The 14,587-nt window shown below is 62.4% G+C and carries 25 protein-coding genes; 13 read left to right on the top strand and 12 right to left on the bottom strand.

Annotated elements, in window-relative coordinates; genetic code table 11:
- Positions 1-65: 65 nt before the first annotated feature.
- The gene (locus tag AB7532_RS25985; protein WP_441237542.1) at positions 66-362 is read left to right on the top strand and encodes a hypothetical protein; all 297 of its coding nucleotides are present in this window, start codon (positions 66-68) and stop codon (positions 360-362) included.
- A 6-nt stretch (positions 363-368) separates the two neighbouring features.
- Here AB7532_RS25985 and AB7532_RS25980 read toward each other — a convergent pair whose 3' ends face one another.
- Positions 369-1,583 carry a mandelate racemase/muconate lactonizing enzyme family protein gene (locus tag AB7532_RS25980; RefSeq protein ID WP_441237541.1) on the bottom strand — a complete coding sequence of 405 codons (1,215 nt, stop codon included), beginning with the start codon at positions 1,581-1,583 and terminating at the stop codon, positions 369-371.
- Positions 1,584-2,099: 516 nt separating this feature from the next.
- Complete coding sequence (locus AB7532_RS25975) at positions 2,100-3,347, bottom strand: NRAMP family divalent metal transporter (protein ID WP_441237540.1); 1,248 nt, start codon at positions 3,345-3,347, stop codon at positions 2,100-2,102.
- Positions 3,348-3,583: 236 nt separating this feature from the next.
- On the opposite strand from AB7532_RS25975, the gene AB7532_RS25970 reads away from it, so the two are divergent.
- The gene (locus AB7532_RS25970) at positions 3,584-4,264 is read left to right on the top strand and encodes a phytanoyl-CoA dioxygenase family protein (RefSeq protein WP_441237539.1); all 681 of its coding nucleotides are present in this window, start codon (positions 3,584-3,586) and stop codon (positions 4,262-4,264) included.
- A gap of 13 nt (positions 4,265-4,277) precedes the next feature.
- On the opposite strand, the gene AB7532_RS25965 is transcribed toward AB7532_RS25970, so the two are convergent.
- Positions 4,278-5,009 (bottom strand): Crp/Fnr family transcriptional regulator, encoded by a 732-nt coding sequence (locus tag AB7532_RS25965; protein ID WP_441237538.1) that lies wholly within the window; start codon positions 5,007-5,009, stop codon positions 4,278-4,280.
- Between the two features lie 469 nt (positions 5,010-5,478).
- Positions 5,479-5,661, bottom strand: a complete 183-nt coding sequence (locus AB7532_RS25960) for a hypothetical protein (RefSeq protein WP_441237537.1) — start codon at positions 5,659-5,661, stop codon at positions 5,479-5,481.
- 143 nt (positions 5,662-5,804) lie between these two features.
- On the opposite strand from AB7532_RS25960, the gene AB7532_RS25955 reads away from it, so the two are divergent.
- The 4 genes from AB7532_RS25955 to AB7532_RS25940 all read left to right on the top strand — a co-directional run bounded on the left by AB7532_RS25955 (position 5,805) and on the right by AB7532_RS25940 (position 6,731).
- Positions 5,805-5,981: a DUF3606 domain-containing protein gene (locus tag AB7532_RS25955; protein ID WP_441237536.1), complete on the top strand. Its 177-nt coding sequence runs from the start codon at positions 5,805-5,807 to the stop codon at positions 5,979-5,981.
- Positions 5,982-5,996: 15 nt separating this feature from the next.
- Positions 5,997-6,146, top strand: coding sequence for a hypothetical protein (locus AB7532_RS25950; protein WP_441237535.1), 150 nt, complete (start codon positions 5,997-5,999; stop codon positions 6,144-6,146).
- A gap of 131 nt (positions 6,147-6,277) precedes the next feature.
- Complete coding sequence (locus AB7532_RS25945; RefSeq protein WP_441237534.1) at positions 6,278-6,517, top strand: DUF3551 domain-containing protein; 240 nt, start codon at positions 6,278-6,280, stop codon at positions 6,515-6,517.
- Positions 6,480-6,731: a DUF3606 domain-containing protein gene (locus tag AB7532_RS25940; RefSeq protein WP_441237533.1), complete on the top strand. Its 252-nt coding sequence runs from the start codon at positions 6,480-6,482 to the stop codon at positions 6,729-6,731. Before AB7532_RS25945 ends, AB7532_RS25940 begins: the two co-directional genes overlap by 38 nt.
- 1 nt (position 6,732) lies before the next feature.
- Here AB7532_RS25940 and AB7532_RS25935 read toward each other — a convergent pair whose 3' ends face one another.
- Together AB7532_RS25935 and AB7532_RS25930 are read right to left on the bottom strand one after the other, a co-directional pair.
- The gene (locus tag AB7532_RS25935) at positions 6,733-7,353 is read right to left on the bottom strand and encodes a hypothetical protein (protein WP_441237532.1); all 621 of its coding nucleotides are present in this window, start codon (positions 7,351-7,353) and stop codon (positions 6,733-6,735) included.
- Between the two features lie 12 nt (positions 7,354-7,365).
- Complete coding sequence (locus AB7532_RS25930) at positions 7,366-7,686, bottom strand: hypothetical protein (RefSeq protein WP_441237531.1); 321 nt, start codon at positions 7,684-7,686, stop codon at positions 7,366-7,368.
- Between the two features lie 478 nt (positions 7,687-8,164).
- Between AB7532_RS25930 and AB7532_RS25925 the strand changes: the two genes are divergently transcribed.
- Both AB7532_RS25925 and AB7532_RS25920 read left to right on the top strand, forming a co-directional pair.
- Positions 8,165-8,356, top strand: a complete 192-nt coding sequence (locus AB7532_RS25925) for a hypothetical protein (RefSeq protein ID WP_441237530.1) — start codon at positions 8,165-8,167, stop codon at positions 8,354-8,356.
- A 110-nt stretch (positions 8,357-8,466) separates the two neighbouring features.
- On the top strand, positions 8,467-8,790 hold the full coding sequence (locus AB7532_RS25920; protein WP_441237529.1) for a nuclear transport factor 2 family protein: 324 nt from the start codon (positions 8,467-8,469) through the stop codon (positions 8,788-8,790).
- Positions 8,791-8,815: 25 nt separating this feature from the next.
- On the opposite strand, the gene AB7532_RS25915 is transcribed toward AB7532_RS25920, so the two are convergent.
- Positions 8,816-9,001, bottom strand: a complete 186-nt coding sequence (locus AB7532_RS25915; protein ID WP_441237528.1) for a hypothetical protein — start codon at positions 8,999-9,001, stop codon at positions 8,816-8,818.
- Between the two features lie 226 nt (positions 9,002-9,227).
- Positions 9,228-9,662 (bottom strand): bleomycin resistance protein, encoded by a 435-nt coding sequence (locus tag AB7532_RS25910; protein WP_441237527.1) that lies wholly within the window; start codon positions 9,660-9,662, stop codon positions 9,228-9,230.
- A gap of 330 nt (positions 9,663-9,992) precedes the next feature.
- Between AB7532_RS25910 and AB7532_RS25905 the strand changes: the two genes are divergently transcribed.
- The 3 genes from AB7532_RS25905 (at position 9,993) to AB7532_RS25895 (ending at position 10,929) form a co-directional block, all read left to right on the top strand.
- Positions 9,993-10,256, top strand: a complete 264-nt coding sequence (locus tag AB7532_RS25905; RefSeq protein WP_441237526.1) for a hypothetical protein — start codon at positions 9,993-9,995, stop codon at positions 10,254-10,256.
- Between the two features lie 45 nt (positions 10,257-10,301).
- A complete protein-coding gene (locus AB7532_RS25900; RefSeq protein ID WP_441237525.1) occupies positions 10,302-10,550 on the top strand; it encodes a hypothetical protein in 249 nt (82 codons plus the stop codon).
- A 121-nt stretch (positions 10,551-10,671) separates the two neighbouring features.
- The gene (locus AB7532_RS25895) at positions 10,672-10,929 is read left to right on the top strand and encodes a hypothetical protein (RefSeq protein ID WP_441237524.1); all 258 of its coding nucleotides are present in this window, start codon (positions 10,672-10,674) and stop codon (positions 10,927-10,929) included.
- Between the two features lie 58 nt (positions 10,930-10,987).
- On the opposite strand, the gene AB7532_RS25890 is transcribed toward AB7532_RS25895, so the two are convergent.
- The 4 genes from AB7532_RS25890 to AB7532_RS25875 form a co-directional block, all read right to left on the bottom strand.
- A complete protein-coding gene (locus AB7532_RS25890) occupies positions 10,988-11,383 on the bottom strand; it encodes a hypothetical protein (protein ID WP_441237523.1) in 396 nt (131 codons plus the stop codon).
- Positions 11,384-11,454: 71 nt separating this feature from the next.
- Positions 11,455-11,661, bottom strand: a complete 207-nt coding sequence (locus AB7532_RS25885) for a hypothetical protein (RefSeq protein ID WP_441237522.1) — start codon at positions 11,659-11,661, stop codon at positions 11,455-11,457.
- Positions 11,661-11,861 (bottom strand): hypothetical protein, encoded by a 201-nt coding sequence (locus AB7532_RS25880; RefSeq protein ID WP_441237521.1) that lies wholly within the window; start codon positions 11,859-11,861, stop codon positions 11,661-11,663. The genes AB7532_RS25885 and AB7532_RS25880 overlap by 1 nt, the downstream gene beginning before the upstream one ends.
- A 313-nt stretch (positions 11,862-12,174) precedes the next feature.
- Positions 12,175-12,444 carry a hypothetical protein gene (locus tag AB7532_RS25875; RefSeq protein ID WP_441237520.1) on the bottom strand — a complete coding sequence of 90 codons (270 nt, stop codon included), beginning with the start codon at positions 12,442-12,444 and terminating at the stop codon, positions 12,175-12,177.
- Positions 12,445-12,819: 375 nt separating this feature from the next.
- Here AB7532_RS25875 and AB7532_RS25870 point away from each other — a divergent pair, with 375 nt between their 5' ends.
- Positions 12,820-13,593, top strand: a complete 774-nt coding sequence (locus AB7532_RS25870) for a DUF4261 domain-containing protein (RefSeq protein ID WP_441237519.1) — start codon at positions 12,820-12,822, stop codon at positions 13,591-13,593.
- Entirely contained in the window at positions 13,593-14,426 is an 834-nt protein-coding gene (locus tag AB7532_RS25865) for an imm11 family protein (RefSeq protein ID WP_441237518.1), read from the top strand. The genes AB7532_RS25870 and AB7532_RS25865 overlap by 1 nt, the downstream gene beginning before the upstream one ends.
- Positions 14,427-14,587: the final 161 nt, after the last annotated feature.

Genomic DNA, 14,587 nt, shown 5'->3' with positions numbered 1-14,587 from the left:
AACTTGCTTAAGCGACGGCTGGAACTCGCAAGCGGTGTTCGAGTTAACCTCCGAGAGGAAAAACCATGGGTCATACGATGGCAACTGATCGCTTCGCGAACTCGATGTCCTCAGCGCTTCGCCACCCCGGCGTGATCGCGCTGATTGTGGCCGGCGTGACGATCGCTGCGATGTTGATCGTCGATCACGGGCCGTGGAATCGTGCCAAGACGCAGCCGGCTCATGTCGCGATGTATGCGAACACGGGCGAGGCTGCGCACGCTGCTGGTGCAAAGGTGCTTCCGACCGAGCCGAAATCGTCGGTCGAGCCGGAGCGGCCGGGGCCCAAGACATCCCCGACCGTCAATCCCGTCACACCATAATTCTCATCAGCTCTTGCGACCGTAGTTGAGAAGCCCGCTGCTCGTCCTGGGTGGATGCGCGCGCAGTGCTTCCTCGTTGGGCTCCGTGCCCCAGCCAGGGCGGTCTGGAATGACCAGGTGGCCGTTCTGGATATCGGGCTCATGCGTGAAGAGCTCGCAATCCCACGCCAAGCGATCGATATCGATCTCCATGATGCGCAGGTTCGGCACTGCCGCGCAAAAGTGCGCGTTCATCATCGAGCAGAGATGGCCGTAGAAATTATGCGGGGCGACGTTGACCTCGAAGGCTTCCGCTGCGGCGGCGATCTTCATCGATTGCCAGACGCCGTTCCAGGGTGTGTCGATGATTGCGACGTCCATCGCCTGCTGATGGAAATAGGGCAGGAATTCGCGCAGGCCCAATAGCGTCTCGCAGGACGAGATCGGATGCGGGCTCTGCCTTCGGACGTAACCGAGCGCCTCCGGATTGAAGCTGTCGATCTCGATCCAGAACATGTCGAGGTCTGCGATGGTACGCAGGATCTTCAGATAGCCTTCGGTCTTGGCGTTGAAGTTGCAGTCGAGCAGGATGTCGACGTCGGGACCTGCGCCGTCGCGCATCGCCTCGAGATGCAAGCGCAGGTCGTGCAGGACCTTGCGGTCGACATTGATCTCGGGCGCGAAGGGAGAGCCGAAGCCCGGTCGCCAGCCGGTCGGCTTGCCGTCGTCATAGGAGAAGATGTTGGTCTTGAGCGCGGTGAATTTTTTCTCGCGCACCTCGCGTCCCATCGCCTTGACGCCGTCGAGATTTTCGATCGAAGGCTTGTACCAGGACGGATGGTTGATCCGCCACGTCGCACAATGCGACCAGTAGACCCTGACGCGATCACGGATCTTGCCGCCGAGCAGCTCATAGCAGGGAACGCCGAGACATTTCGCCTTGGCATCGAGCAGCGCGTTCTCGATTGCTCCGAGCGCCTGCGCCACGACGCCGCCGGCCGCAGGACGGGTGGCCGCGAACAGCTCTGCGAAAATGCGCTCGTGTCGGAATACGTCTTGCCCGATGACGCGGGCGGACAGGCGCTGGATCGCGGCGCCGACGCCGGGCGAACCAAAGCCTTCGTCGAACTCGCTCCAGCCGACGATGCCGTCTTCCGTCGTCAGCTTGACGAAGTGGTAGTTTCGCCAGCCGGCATCGCAGGCGAGGATTTCGAGATGTGTTGCTTTTGATGATGTCGACATGTCGCTCCCCTGTGGCCCGGCCGGGCCTTGTTGTTCTTGTGGGGACCGTCACAAGCCCGGCCCCAGCCGCAATTGTTAGGCTAGCGGCATTGCGCCGTGAAGCCCGCCGAGGGACCGCGCGGAAGCGCCTTGCGGTCTATCTTGCTGGAAAATCCCGTGGAATCCGGTGTTGGTGGTCATGATGTTTTCCGGAATCGTCGCGAAATCGTGCCGACCTCAGACATTTTTGGCCACAATCGGGACCGAACAAGGAGGCATGCAGTTTTTGGCCATGGTTTCGATTCTGGCGATCCTCACGATAAGTGGGGCCGCCGTTTCCGATCGGTTTTTGACGGCCGATCAGCACGTCGCGCAAGGGGTGGAGTAGCGCGGCGGTTGCAGTTCGTCTTTGCGTTCGTCTTGGGGGAGACAGCGATGCTTTCGGTCGATCAGGTCTTGCGGTTCATCAGCGTACCGGCCGTGTTCGCGGCCTTCATCATCGCCTCGCAGATCTCGGCGGCACTCGCGCCGGTCTGATCATCCGACCACGGACGAGCCGAGCAGTGCGAGCACGGCCAGCGCCATGATCGCGGTGCCGAGCCAGCCCAGCGCGACCAGCCACGGGCGGGCCTTGAAGCGGCCCATGATCGCGCGGCTCGAGACGATCAGCATCATCATCGCCATGATCGGGACCGCAACGATGCCGTTCAGCACCGCGCTCCAGACCAGCATGTGGATGGAGTCGATCCCGGTAAAGCCGAGGCCGAAGCCGATGATGGTCGCGGCCGCGATGATCGCATAGAAGCCGACCGCCTTCTCCGGCCTCGCCTCCAGCGTCGCGCGCCAGCCGAAAATCTCCGCAACGCCGTAAGCCGCCGAGCCCGCCAGCACCGGGATCGCCAGAAGACCCGTGCCGATGATGCCGATTGCGAACAGCGCGAAGGTGAAGTCGCCGGCGAGCGGCCGCAGCGCTTCGGCAGCCTGCGTTGCCGAGCTGATGCTGGTGACGCCGTTGGCGTTCAGCACCGACGCCGTCGTCAGGATGATGAAGAAGGCGATGGTGTTGGACAGCAGCATGCCGAGGATTGTGTCGGTCCGGATGCGCGCGATCTCGGGATCGCCGCCGCTGGGAAGATCGCGCAGCGGCTTGTCGCGCTTGCCCTGGTTCATCTCCTCGACCTCCTGCGAGGCCTGCCAGAAGAACAGATAGGGGCTGATGGTGGTGCCGAGCACGGCGACCACCATCAGGAAATAATCGGCGCTGATCGTCGCCTTCGGCCACACCGCGGCGAGCAGTGCCGTGCTCCACGGGATCTTCACGGTGAAGGCGGTCGCGACATAGGCGAACAGCGTCAGCGTCAGGAATTTCAGCACCGGCGAATAGCGGCGGTAGGGCACGAACACCTGAAGGATCGTCGAGCCGGCCGCGAAGATCAGCGCGTGCTCGTGATTGAGCCCGCCGATGACCAGCGAGAGGGCCTCCGCCATCGCGGCGATGTCGGCGGCGATGTTGAAGATGTTGGCGATGAGGAGCAGCGACACGAGCCCCAGCACGACCCAGCGCGGCGCAAGCTGGAGCACGTTGGCGGCCAGCCCCTTGCCGGTGACCCGGCCGATCTGCCCGCTGACGAGCTGGATCGCGATCATGAACGGCAGCGTCAGAAACACCGTCCAGAGCAGCCCGTAGCCGAATTGCGCGCCGGCCTGCGAATAGGTGGCGATGCCCGACGGGTCGTCGTCGGCAGCGCCCGTGATGAGACCCGGGCCGAGCCGCTGGAGAAACATCGGCCCGGATTTCGTCGGCGCGTCGGCGGCGTCGTGCTTGCCGGGGCGGGGTTTCGATCGGTTCGACAGGGGTTCACCTTCCGGAATTACGAATTCAGGCCTCAAGCGCGATCATAGGTGCAAAGTTCCAATCCCGGCCAGTGTCGCGCCGTGACCTGGGTCGGATGGGTCGCATACGCGCTTGTGGATCTGAGCGACGCTCTTGTCAAAAACACGCTGAGATTGTAGGGAGCGGCATGAGCCTTGTGCCGCGCCTTGCCCAGCCTCCCACCAAGGTCGCGCCGCTGAACGCGGAGCTGGCTGTCGCGCTCGACCGCGATGGCCATCTGCTGTTGCGCGGCGCCGTGCCTGAGGCCTGGCGCGATGGCCTGCGCACCGCCTTCGATGCCGGCGTCGGGACCGGCGACCAATGGGCGGCGCCGCGCGGCGCGGGATGGCGCCATGCGCTCGTCGATCTCGATCCTGTGGTGCAGCAAACCTGCCGCCTGCCGTTGTTGCTGGCAGCGGGGGCGCGGATGCTGGGCGGTCCGTTCTTTCTCGCCCAGATCGAGGGCCGCGAGCCGCTGAAGGATGGCGGCCATCAGCCCTTGCATCGCGACGGCGTAGGCACGAACTCCGTCGCCGCGCTTGTCTTCCTCGACGCTTACGGCCCGGACAATGGCGCAACGCGCGTCGTGCCGCGTCATCGCGATGGTGGTGAGCCGGACGAGGCCATGTCGTTCGTCACGGCGGGCGAGGCAGGGGACATCCTGGTGTTCGACGCTGATCTCCCGCATGGCGCGACCTGCAACCGCTCCGGCGCGCGGCGGCGATCGCTGCTGCTGAGCTTCATGCCGGAAGGCCATCGCGCGACCATGGAGGCCTGCCGCACCATCCGCAACGTGCGCATGGACACCAGCGAGGTCTTCATTCCTTGAGCGATCCGTTCGCTCAGGACGACGGCGAAAGACGCAGATAGCGGCCGTCGAACTGCGCCAGCTCCTGGAGCTTGTGCTCGTTGAGGATCTTCACCGTGCCGCGCTGAAGCTCCAGCACGCCGTCGACGCGGAGATCGCGCAGGATGCGGTTGGTGTGAACGCTGGTGACGCCCATGGCTTCGCCGAGCTGCTCCTGCGTCAAGGGAATCGCGAACGTGTTGTCGATGACGCGGCCGACCAGGCGCAGCCGCTCGCGCAGCTCGACGATCAGATGTGCGAGCCGGTTGTAGGTCGAACGCTGGCCGACATTGACGATCCATTCCCGTGAGATCGCGGCATCCACCAGCGTATCGCGCCAGAACATATCGCCGACGCCCGGGCGCTCCCTGATGAGGTCTTTCAGCGCCTTGTGGCCGATGAAGGCGAGCGTGCAATCGGACAGCGCGACGAGGTCGTGGTCCACCGTCCCATAGTGGAGGTTTTGCAGGTTCGGAAGATCGCCGGGAATGTGGATCGACAGGATCTGCCGCCGGCCGTCGGGGATGGTCTTGGAGCGGACGCAGAAGCCGTCGACGATCAGGCAGCACTCGCTCGGCTGCTCGCCGTCGCGCAGCACGGACTCGTTCTCGCGGTAATGGCGCAAAATGAACGGCAGCGCCGCGAGGGCTTCGAGATCCCCGCTGTCCGCGCCCGTCGTCGCCTCCAGGCGCTCGAACAACGGCGGCCAGATTCTGTCGCTTGTCACTTCACTTGATCCCCGCACGGCTCAGCGTGTGGGGGCAAAGAGCACAGAGGGGCCCTTGCTGTTGACAACAAAGGTTAAATCGGGCCGCGGCAGGTTCTCAACATTGTGGACGAAGCGTTTCCAAAACCGCCTCGGCACAACAAATGTTAAGTCGTGAGGTTCGCAGGCCGCGCCACTTAACATTTATCATGTTTCAAAATTGGAACAGGCGCCGGATTCACGCGTTGCGCTGCCGCTCGATGGGCTGTTCCCGACGCGACCCCGCGAGCGAGGTCACGGTGCGGTCCCTGCTTTGCCCAAGGCAGAGGCCCTCCATGGGGCGGGCGAGGGAATGTGCGCTGGGAAGGAAATGCAATGACAGAGGGGGCACACTTGGCCGCCGACTGGGTTTTCAGAGTTGCAATCGTCGGACTGTTTCTGTTTTCGGCGGTACTCGCCTCGATGCTGTGGCTCAACATCTAAGCCGGCGTCAGCGCCGCGTTGGTTGTCGCACCGGCTCTCCCGAACGTTTCGGCGCGGTGCGCGCGCCGCCGGAAAGGCCGCGCTCATAGCGGTTCGCCAGGGCAAGCAGCCGCTGCTTCGTGAACGGATCGGCCTTCGTCGCCAGCTCGCGGATGTCCACGACGCGTCCCCTGATGAATTGCTCGTCCACGGTGCTTCTCCCCGGTGAGCGGCCAGCATGCCGCCGTTCACGCGCACGCGTCCTTATCCTTTGTTAGATTCGCGTCCCCTAACGCCCCTGAGGAACAGCGCATCCATCACCGCGTTTCTCATCCAGCTAGGAAAGAAACGAACATGGACAATCTGACGAAGCGCGAGCAGCCGGACCGCAGCAAGATCAACATGCACGAGGCCCACGAGGTCAAGTACTGGACGCACGCGCTCGGCGTATCCAAGGAACAGTTGCAGAAGGCCGTCGACAAGGTCGGCAATTCGGCCGCCACCGTCCGCAAGGAGCTCGGTCAGGCGTAATCGAGGGAGGACATCATGGGTCTGGAAGCAGTCTTTTTCGTCGGCGCCTTCATCCTGCTCGTGGCGCTGATCTATGGCATCCTGCGCAATCGTTCTCGCAGCCGCATCGAGCGGCATGTCTCCGACAGCATCGTGCGCGAGCGTTACAAGAACAACGAGACCTGAATTTGCGCACGTCGACCGAAGCTACCGCGGAGCGGGGTGGTCCTCACTCGAAGTTACGCTCTTTACGGCTAGGATCGAACCATTCGAAGGTGTCGTTGAGGTCTGGCAACCTGTCTCTGGAGCGCAATGTCATGAAATATCTTTTAGCCATCGGATTGCTATTCGGAATGAGCTTTGTGACTGCGCCACCGGCCACGGCGCAGGACTATCCCTGGTGCGTGCAGGGGAAAGGCGTAGGCTATCCCGGAGATTGCAGTTACCGAACCCGCGCCCAGTGCCAGGCTTCGGCCTCAGGCCGCAACGTCGGTTGCGGGATCAATCCGCGGGCGGCGTATGGCCAGCAGCGACGCGGCAACATCCACCGCTACTGACGGGGACTTCACGCACCGCGCTCCCGTCGCCGGCGGGCAGACGCACGAGGTCGGCTACGAGGCGAAGAAGTCGCGCCGCTCGGCGTCGTCTGCGAAGAAGGCGGTCAAAGAAGGTCGACATCCATCTGGGGCCCGTTCCTATTTTTCCCGAATCGGATCTGCTCGCAAAAGAGAGCCCCGCGTGGCGGGGCTCTCTGTCTTGGAATCGACGTGACCTAGCGTCTCACTCCGTATTGCTGGCGCTCGCGGCCGACATCCTCGGGCGACAGCGGCGGACTTGCGGCGTCGAAGCTGGTCCAGCCGGACTTCTGCCACGCGGCGCTGCGGTCCTGAAGGTTGACGGACGACTCATGCAGGAGAGCATCGAAGCGCGCCTGGTCCTGGTCGGGCACCCTTGCGGAAACGAGCGTACCACCCCGGCGCACACCCTCTGCGTAACGCGACGCGTCCTCCTTGGAGACGCCGGCCTCGGTCAAGGCGCCCACAATTCCTCCGGTCGCGGCGCCCGCGGCCGCACCAACGGCGGTCGCGGCAAGCCAGCCCGCGGCCACCACGGGACCCAGGCCTGGGATCGCCAGGAGGCCGAGACCGGCGAGAAGACCCGCCGCGCCTCCGACGCCTGCGCCGATGCCCGCGCCCGTGCCAGCACCCTCGGCACGATCGTCGACGCCATCGCGGTCACGATCGACCTTGCCGGTCGTGGAGCCGTACCAATTGTCCGAATTGTTGGCGACGATGCTGATATCCGCATGCGGAATGCCCGCGCCCTCGAGCCGCGTTACGGCCTGCTGGGCGTCGGAATAATTGTCATAGAGACGAGAGATGGTTTTGGTCATTCTGGATCCTCCTTACTTGGACGGGTTCACGTTGCCTTGAAAGTCGATGGAGACTTCCGTCTTGGCGCCGCCCTTGTCGGCCTTTCCGCGCCACACCCCGTCATTGTCCTTCTGCAGGCCCGATACGTTGGAATACCCGGCCTCTTCGATCCGCGACTTGGCCTGCCCCTCGGTGAAGCTGTTGCGCCCGGCGACGGGTGCGTTCGAGTTCTTCTGGTCCGAGCTGTTGACGGCGTTGTTTCCCGGCCCGCTTTGCGCTGGCTGGGACTGTGCAATTGCGGGTGCCGATCCGATCACCAGCAAAGTTGCGAGCAGTAGAGGTAGACGTGACATGTTTGTCCTCCGGCAGTTGATGTGCCGCCGATAACAAGCGAGACTCCAATTGGTTGCTCCGGCCCGACAAACGAGCGCCGTGCTCCGTCCTGCGTGGGCAGGCGTCCCGGTCACTGTCGATCGATTTCGGATTTGGTGAGCCGCGGAGGAACGATTGCCACTATTTCCCGTTCAAGTGACTTGGTAGCATCAGCAATCAGATGCGTTCACTATTGGACGGTCGCTGGAGTCGTTTCGTGATTTGCTCGATTACGCCATGAACCGCGACAGAGACCGACGAATTCTTTTGGAGCGGCTTGAGCGCTGCCGGAGGCTCGCCCAGGACTTCACGCGCGGGCCGACGGCCCAACATATCCGTCAGCTTGAGAACGAGCTGCTGGACGACCTCCGTGCCCTTGAGCGGGAGTGAGCGGCCCAGGAACTCGAACCCTTCTACACGGTTGCCCGTCTTTCCCGCTTTATTCTCCCCTGAGCGATCATGCAGTCACGTTATCCGCTGTTGAAGAAATGGACAGTGGAAGACCATGAGCGGCTGAGGGCAATGGCCGAGGCAGGGCGCCGACCTGACGAGATTGCCGCTGAATTGAAGCGCAGCGAGGCAGCGGTAAGGGTGCGTGCCTGGCAGTACGATATCGCGTTGCGTCTCGTTACGCAGAAGCGCCGTCCTTGATTTCGGTTCCACCGCCAAGCGCTTGTTAACCGGAAACTGAACACGGTCTTCACGCCACGTTCACTGGAGCACTTCTAAACCGCGCGCCGAAACGGCAAGGTGGTGAGGATATGTCCTTTGACCCGATGGCCGCTGCGGTGGATTGGCTCGATGCCTACCGCGCCGGTGACATTGAAACGATCCTGAACATGTATGCGGATGACGCCGTCGTTCATTGCGGTTGCGACAATCTGACAATTACAGGCAGAGACGCCCTGCGTGCGTATTGGGTCCAGCGCCTGCGGGACTATCCTGCGTCAGAGCTGGATAATTTGCAGCCTTCGGACAGTGGCACGTCGATCTCGTACGTCACTGGCAATGGTGTGGTGAGCGCGTTGCTCGCGTTCAATGCTGCCGGGCAGATCAAGGCACTTAGCTGCGGGCCGATGGAGTAGAACTGCGCCAGACTTATTGACGCCGTTACTTCACGCTGACGAACATGCCCCAGGCGGCGGCCAGCGCGCCCCCGGTGAACACGATCACCGGGCTCTGGCAGAACGTGCTGCCGTAGCTGCACATGTTCGCGCCGAACTGGCCGAGCTCGTGATGGCTCGCGGAATAGAACAGTCCCGACAGCACCATCAATGCAGCGGCGACGTAATACATCGGTGGTCTCCAGCTCGTTCATGTCGTGGCGACATGTCCCAGCGTGGCGCGAACAGATTTCATTCCGCCGAATTCGGCACGGGGCATTTGAATAAAGTTCGCTCCGTCAGGCAATACAGGCATGATAGCGAAATGGGCGTGTGCATCACGCGGATGCCGGCTTGTGACCCGAAGCGGACGGGGGCCGCTCGACGCGGCTGCCCCGCGAAAGCACCGGCCGAGGAGATTACCTTTTGCCCAAATCCTCTGCGAAACGCAGGAGGTAGCCGTCAGGGTCTTGGACCAGGAATTGCCTGTTGCCGCGCTCCTCTCCCGCGATCCGATACCACGCGTCATGACACTCTCTGAAAAGAGGCCATTTCTCGTGCTTTAGTGCATCGAGAAGAGGTGCCACGGAGTCGACGAACATCTGGAAGTTGATCCCGCGTCCCAGTGGTCGTTGCAGAGCCCCGGTTTCCCAGTTGCCATTTTGTTGATTCAACATGACCTGAGATCCTTGTCGCTCGATGTACACGAAGCGATTTTCGGGTCGCTGATAGGCGATCTCGAAACCGAGTATCTTGCACCAAAAATTCTGACTCTGTTCCAAGTCAAAAACGTCCAGCTCAGGGACGAGCCGGGCAAAGCCCCCAGTTGGTAACCTATCGGTTGGTATTCCCATGGCTCGGCAGTCCTTCCGCATTCGTCGTTCGATGCCGTGCGCTTAGGCACGACGCTGCTCTTGCGGGAAATCAGATATCATTCAGGGGTCGCTTTGACGACCGCTCGCGGCCCCGAGCGGCCCACGAAACACCCCTGAAACAATCCGGAAACCCGATTGTCCTGAACGCCGTGCCCGCTCGCCTCGACCAATGAAGCGAAAAGGAGATCATCATGATCCAGATCGGTTCGAAGGAAGAAGTCGCGTTCCTGCTGGCGCTGTTCGGCACCCACACCCAGCCGGTCAAGCGGCCGAAGCCGAAATCCGCGCGCGGCTGAGCAGGGGGTTCGCGTGAGCCCCGCTCTTGATCTCGGCTACCGTCTCGTTGCGGGCGGGATGTCCGTCTATTGCGCCCGCCAGGCCTATTACGGCCTCGTCGAGCGGAAGATACAATTCGTCAGCGACGACTGGCTGGACTGGTCGAGATGGTCGAGCCAGATGTTCGATCGCGACACCATGCCGGTCCGCTACTGGATGCAGCTCGTCGGCACGGCCTTCACCTCGCTCCTGTGCCTCGTCGCCGTCTTCATCGGGTGGTGGCAGCCGAACGGCTGAACGTCCGCTCAAACCGAGATCGCAGCAAAGCCGAAAGTTGATCCCATGCCCGGTTTGGCCGAATGCCAGAGCCTGCTGCGACTGTTGATCGCCAGGGGAGATCCCCGGGCCATCCCGCTCGCCAAGGGCGCGATCGATCAATATCTCAACACGGCGCCGGCGAGCTTCCACGGGCGCGGCCTGCGCGTGCTCCAGCGCGATGCGCTCGACCAGCATGGCACCGCCGTCGGCGTGCAGCGCTCCTTTGCCGAGACGGTTGATGCCTATATCGAGGCGAAGCTCGCGGAGGAGTGAGGCTGGTTCCACCCGGTCGCCTTTGCGCGCGCCGTGTCGCGATCCGGTTGGCATCCCTCTTGCTGGACAGCAACTCAATCCCGGCCCGGCGTTTCGGGCTGATCCAGATTGAGGCGATCCCATGCAGTCAACGTCCCGTTTCGAAGCGACCGCGTCCCTCCAGCTCCATGCCCTGATTGCCGATTTGAACTGGCGGCTGCAGATGCTCGAGGGCGACATTGCCGAGGAGGAGCGCAATGCCCGCAATGACGATCCCGGCAGCCCCACTTATTCCATGCTGGCCCTGACCCTGCGCGCGCGCCGGGACAATCTGCGCACCTCGATCGCCGTGCTGGAAGCGCGCATTCCGCGCCCGGCGCAGGTGTCGCAGGCGGCGTAAGCGCACCTGCGGCTCAGATGATGCCGGTCGGCGTGGTCCCGAGAAGCAGCGGCCGAGGTTATCCCTGCGGCTTCATCCTGAGCCGCTCGCCGCACATGCTGCCCAAGGCGCCGGTCATGCTCCAGATGCCCTGGCCGGCGTTGTAGTCTTCGGTATCGAGCTGCTGGATAACGCCTGTCGGCGACGCGATGACGTTCACCTTGCAGGCATAGTTCTTCGCCAAACCGGAGCCGCTCCGGTCCATACTCACGGTCGTCTCCGACGCCAACTGCCAGACATAGGACGTCTGGCCGCTGTTCATCCTGAACGTGGTCGTCGGCGGCCCCCATTGCACCACCAGCGTATCGACGTTCTTGCCGACATACTCCTGGCCGAGCCGCGCTTTGACTTCCGGCGCTGATGCCGCGCAGCCGCCCAGGACGGCGCAAATCGTCCAAATCGCCAAAACCCGCATTCTGATCCCCCCCGGCCGGCACAACTCAATCGCAACTCGGCCGGGAAATCAACTGGAGCGCACCTCGGCGATCACTGACGATTGAGCACTCTCGGTGGGGGTGGCTCGTCCTTTTTCAGCAACCCGATCTTCCGCCCGAGCTGCCACACCTCGACGTTGCCGCGGCGCGTGAACCGCTCCGCGACCGTAACCGCGGATGCGTCTGAGGACGCCTCGAACGCCTCGGCGGATTGAAACACGCCGTTGTCGCCGACCAGATAGGCGCGATATTGCTGCATCAGGTCGGGCTCCTCAAGCCGGGCGAATGCAGCCAGGTGTCGATCTGCATCGCCGTCTCGTCCTGCCGCGCCCGGCGCAGCAGCATCTCGCGCTGGCGTCCCGGCGCAAGCTTGCGCGCCTGCTCGCGAAGTTTTGCGGCCTCGTCTGCGAGACGTTCGTGAAGGGTTCGGGTCTGTTTGATGCGTCGCCGCTTCAGCATGGCGCTGCTCCCTCGTTGGGTGGGGCGGGAGCGCAACCGGCGTTCTCATCACCGATGAATGCCAGGGACCTTGCGGTGATGGTTAACTGTAGGCCCGCGACGAAGAGGGGGCACTATCATATGTTGGGCGGGCCAGGAATTATCAGCTCGGTCGATGAAGCAGGATGAGTGCTTTGAGCCGTTTGCTCATCTGTCTCCCCCCGCACGTCGCGGAGCGATGGAGCGGCCTTCGTCGAAGGCCGCTCCGTGTTCGAAATCTACCTTCCGCCGGCGACGCCGGGCTTGTTACTTTCCGCCGGCAACGCCGGCCTTGTTACTTCCCGCCGGCTACGCCGGCTTTGCCTTGGCCGCCCGCATTCGAGCTGCCGCCGCTCGGCGTGGCCGGCGCGCTGGCGCCGCCGGTGGAGCTGCCGGAGTTCATGCCGGTGGTGCCGTCCTTGCTCATGGAGCCCTTGTTCATGTCCTTCGACATGCCGGGCTTCTCCATGGTGTTGGACTGCGGCGCGGGGCCGGTGCCGCTCTGGGCAAAGGCTGCGCCGGACATCAGGGCGAGGGCAGCGGTGGCGGCGATGATGGTCTTCATGGGGTCTCCTCCTTGGTTGGTGATGAGGAGCCAACGGGACAGCAGAGGTGCCGTTCCTGCGAAAGGGACTCGTGCGCGCGGAAATGGTGTCGCAGCGCGCGTGCGGGAGCGGAGGAGAGCTCGCGTGCATGTCGGCGAGGTGAAGCGCGAACAGGCGACGGGTGGCTCGCTAGTGAGGTCGTCGGGATGGATTGACGACATGGGACGAGTCCCTGCGGGGGCGCGCAACACACACGGGACATCAAAAGAGCGGTCCGCAAAGCAACCACCGGTTGACAATGTTCCTGATTTGTTCTATTTTGGTCAAGCAACCTGTGAGCGAGCCGTGACAGAGCTTTCGTCTGGGCGCGCCTCGCAATTTCCGAGAGGCGACCGATGAGTAAATCGTTTCTTGCCCTGGTCTTGCTGGAGACTCCCGCAACTCCGGACATGGTTGCGCTTTCGGAAGCCATTCGCGCACGGCATCCCGAGCTGCCAATGGAGATCGAGGGAGGCAGCGCGGGGAGCGCTCGCCAGGGTTCGCCACTCATCCGCTGTGGCGACGAACTCATTGCGGTGATGGCGATGCCTGCACCTGCTCCGGCGGATCCGGGGCTGTGGTCGCGGGCTTCCACGATATGGCCCCAGGCCGAAGCGGTCGCGGCGCGGCACCGAGGGCATTTGATCATTTCGGTGCTTGGGCAAAATCAGCGACCGCTGCCCAGGGCGCGTTTGACGACCGCTGTCATCGGCGCACTTATTGCGACCATGCCGCAATGCTGCGCCGTTGTGTGGAACGGTAAGGTCGCGCGATCCGCCGATCTTTGGCGGGACCTGTCCAGCCGATCGTTCGCGTCGTTCCCGGATTATCCCTCCTCGCTATGGATCGACATCCTCCCGTTCCGATCAGAAACGGGCATCGGTGCAGTGACGATGGGACTGTCGGCGTTCGCCGAACGTGAAATCCAGTTCGAGACCCACAAGCTGCCCCTTGGAACATTGCTCAAGAAGGTGGACGGTCTTTCCGTCTATCTGGTCGAGCACGGAGCCGTGGTCAAAGACGGAGATACGTTCGGTGGCGACGCGCGCGAGCGCTTTTCGGTTCGTCACAAGAACTCCGATCGGTTCGGTGGTCTGCCCGTGTTTTTCTGCAGCGATGGTTCTGCGTGATGAACTGCGCCGACACGAAGAGAGTTGCGCGCGTCACGCTCGGAATCGATGGTTTGACACGTCGGGCAAAACACTGGCAGAATGGTATCATCGAGATGAATTTGGCCAAAGCCCGCGGAGATGCTGCGGGCTTTTTTGTTGGGTGGTTGATACCGCTTCTCTGCACGGCATCGTCAGGGCCAAGAAATTCAATAGGCGCAGTCATGGGTGACGAAAAGACAGGTCCTGTCGAGAGCCGACCCAGGGCGCGAAAGCGCCGCTATTACGGAATGGGTCCCGACTACAGTCTGGGGGGCAGGCCGGGCTATCGTCTGGAGGACGAAAGCATCCTTCCTCCCTACGAGGTATTTCGTCTGCCGGCTTCTACCGCGCCTGCACCCTTCGTTTTTGATAAATCGCTAGGCAGTTTGCCGTATGACCTCGAGTTATATTACAACTGGTGGCTCATTTCAGATCGAACAAAGGCTGTATTTGAACGGCTTGACCCGGAGGCCTTTGTTTTTGTGCCATGCCATGTGCGAGTGCCTAATGGTATCTACCGCGGGTCGGACTATTGGCTCTGCGATGTTGTTCGCGTGCTCGATGCGCTGGATGAACTGCAATCGAGCTTGATTATCCGAATTGAGGACGATACGCGCTCCCTCAACTTTGGAAAGAAGGTCTACTTGACCATGGGCTCCAAACTGGTCTTCACGGAGGCCGAGATTGGCAAAGCGCATATCTTCCGCATGGCTCATAGTGAGGCCGAGGTCATATGCGACCAAGAAATGAAGGATGCCTGCAGGTCGGCAGGACTTAGGAGAATACGGTTTCGCGACGTTGCGAAGCGCTAGCCGTACTCATGCTCGGACCCGATGCCTCGATAAGTCGAGCGTCCCGCATCGGGTAAGAGTGCGACGATCGCACCATCAATCGTTCTCGCAAGACGCAAACTTCAGATCAATGCCGCGGCCGATCGATGTGGCTCGCGGTTTCCGCTTACGATAGCTCGCGA

Source organism: Bradyrhizobium sp. 930_D9_N1_4 (genome assembly GCF_052076015.1).
Classification (GTDB): domain Bacteria; phylum Pseudomonadota; class Alphaproteobacteria; order Rhizobiales; family Xanthobacteraceae; genus Bradyrhizobium.
This window is presented reverse-complemented; position numbering and strand designations above follow the sequence as displayed.

Excerpts from the sequence above, each read along its gene's own strand:
- AB7532_RS25985 (WP_441237542.1), top strand. The coding sequence starts at position 66 with ATGGGTCATACGATGGCAACTGATCGCTTCGCGAACTCGATGTCCTCA.
- AB7532_RS25980 (WP_441237541.1), bottom strand. The coding sequence starts at position 1,583 with ATGTCGACATCATCAAAAGCAACACATCTCGAAATCCTCGCCTGCGAT.
- AB7532_RS25975 (WP_441237540.1), bottom strand. The coding sequence starts at position 3,347 with ATGTTTCTCCAGCGGCTCGGCCCGGGTCTCATCACGGGCGCTGCCGAC.
- AB7532_RS25970 (WP_441237539.1), top strand. The coding sequence starts at position 3,584 with ATGAGCCTTGTGCCGCGCCTTGCCCAGCCTCCCACCAAGGTCGCGCCG.
- AB7532_RS25955 (WP_441237536.1), top strand. The coding sequence starts at position 5,805 with ATGGACAATCTGACGAAGCGCGAGCAGCCGGACCGCAGCAAGATCAAC.
- AB7532_RS25950 (WP_441237535.1), top strand. The coding sequence starts at position 5,997 with ATGGGTCTGGAAGCAGTCTTTTTCGTCGGCGCCTTCATCCTGCTCGTG.
- AB7532_RS25945 (WP_441237534.1), top strand. The coding sequence starts at position 6,278 with ATGAAATATCTTTTAGCCATCGGATTGCTATTCGGAATGAGCTTTGTG.
- AB7532_RS25940 (WP_441237533.1), top strand. The coding sequence starts at position 6,480 with ATGGCCAGCAGCGACGCGGCAACATCCACCGCTACTGACGGGGACTTC.
- AB7532_RS25935 (WP_441237532.1), bottom strand. The coding sequence starts at position 7,353 with ATGACCAAAACCATCTCTCGTCTCTATGACAATTATTCCGACGCCCAG.
- AB7532_RS25930 (WP_441237531.1), bottom strand. The coding sequence starts at position 7,686 with ATGTCACGTCTACCTCTACTGCTCGCAACTTTGCTGGTGATCGGATCG.
- AB7532_RS25925 (WP_441237530.1), top strand. The coding sequence starts at position 8,165 with ATGCAGTCACGTTATCCGCTGTTGAAGAAATGGACAGTGGAAGACCAT.
- AB7532_RS25920 (WP_441237529.1), top strand. The coding sequence starts at position 8,467 with ATGTCCTTTGACCCGATGGCCGCTGCGGTGGATTGGCTCGATGCCTAC.
- AB7532_RS25915 (WP_441237528.1), bottom strand. The coding sequence starts at position 9,001 with ATGTATTACGTCGCCGCTGCATTGATGGTGCTGTCGGGACTGTTCTAT.
- AB7532_RS25910 (WP_441237527.1), bottom strand. The coding sequence starts at position 9,662 with ATGGGAATACCAACCGATAGGTTACCAACTGGGGGCTTTGCCCGGCTC.
- AB7532_RS25900 (WP_441237525.1), top strand. The coding sequence starts at position 10,302 with ATGCCCGGTTTGGCCGAATGCCAGAGCCTGCTGCGACTGTTGATCGCC.
- AB7532_RS25895 (WP_441237524.1), top strand. The coding sequence starts at position 10,672 with ATGCAGTCAACGTCCCGTTTCGAAGCGACCGCGTCCCTCCAGCTCCAT.
- AB7532_RS25890 (WP_441237523.1), bottom strand. The coding sequence starts at position 11,383 with ATGCGGGTTTTGGCGATTTGGACGATTTGCGCCGTCCTGGGCGGCTGC.
- AB7532_RS25885 (WP_441237522.1), bottom strand. The coding sequence starts at position 11,661 with ATGCAGCAATATCGCGCCTATCTGGTCGGCGACAACGGCGTGTTTCAA.
- AB7532_RS25880 (WP_441237521.1), bottom strand. The coding sequence starts at position 11,861 with ATGCTGAAGCGGCGACGCATCAAACAGACCCGAACCCTTCACGAACGT.
- AB7532_RS25875 (WP_441237520.1), bottom strand. The coding sequence starts at position 12,444 with ATGAAGACCATCATCGCCGCCACCGCTGCCCTCGCCCTGATGTCCGGC.
- AB7532_RS25870 (WP_441237519.1), top strand. The coding sequence starts at position 12,820 with ATGAGTAAATCGTTTCTTGCCCTGGTCTTGCTGGAGACTCCCGCAACT.
- AB7532_RS25865 (WP_441237518.1), top strand. The coding sequence starts at position 13,593 with ATGAACTGCGCCGACACGAAGAGAGTTGCGCGCGTCACGCTCGGAATC.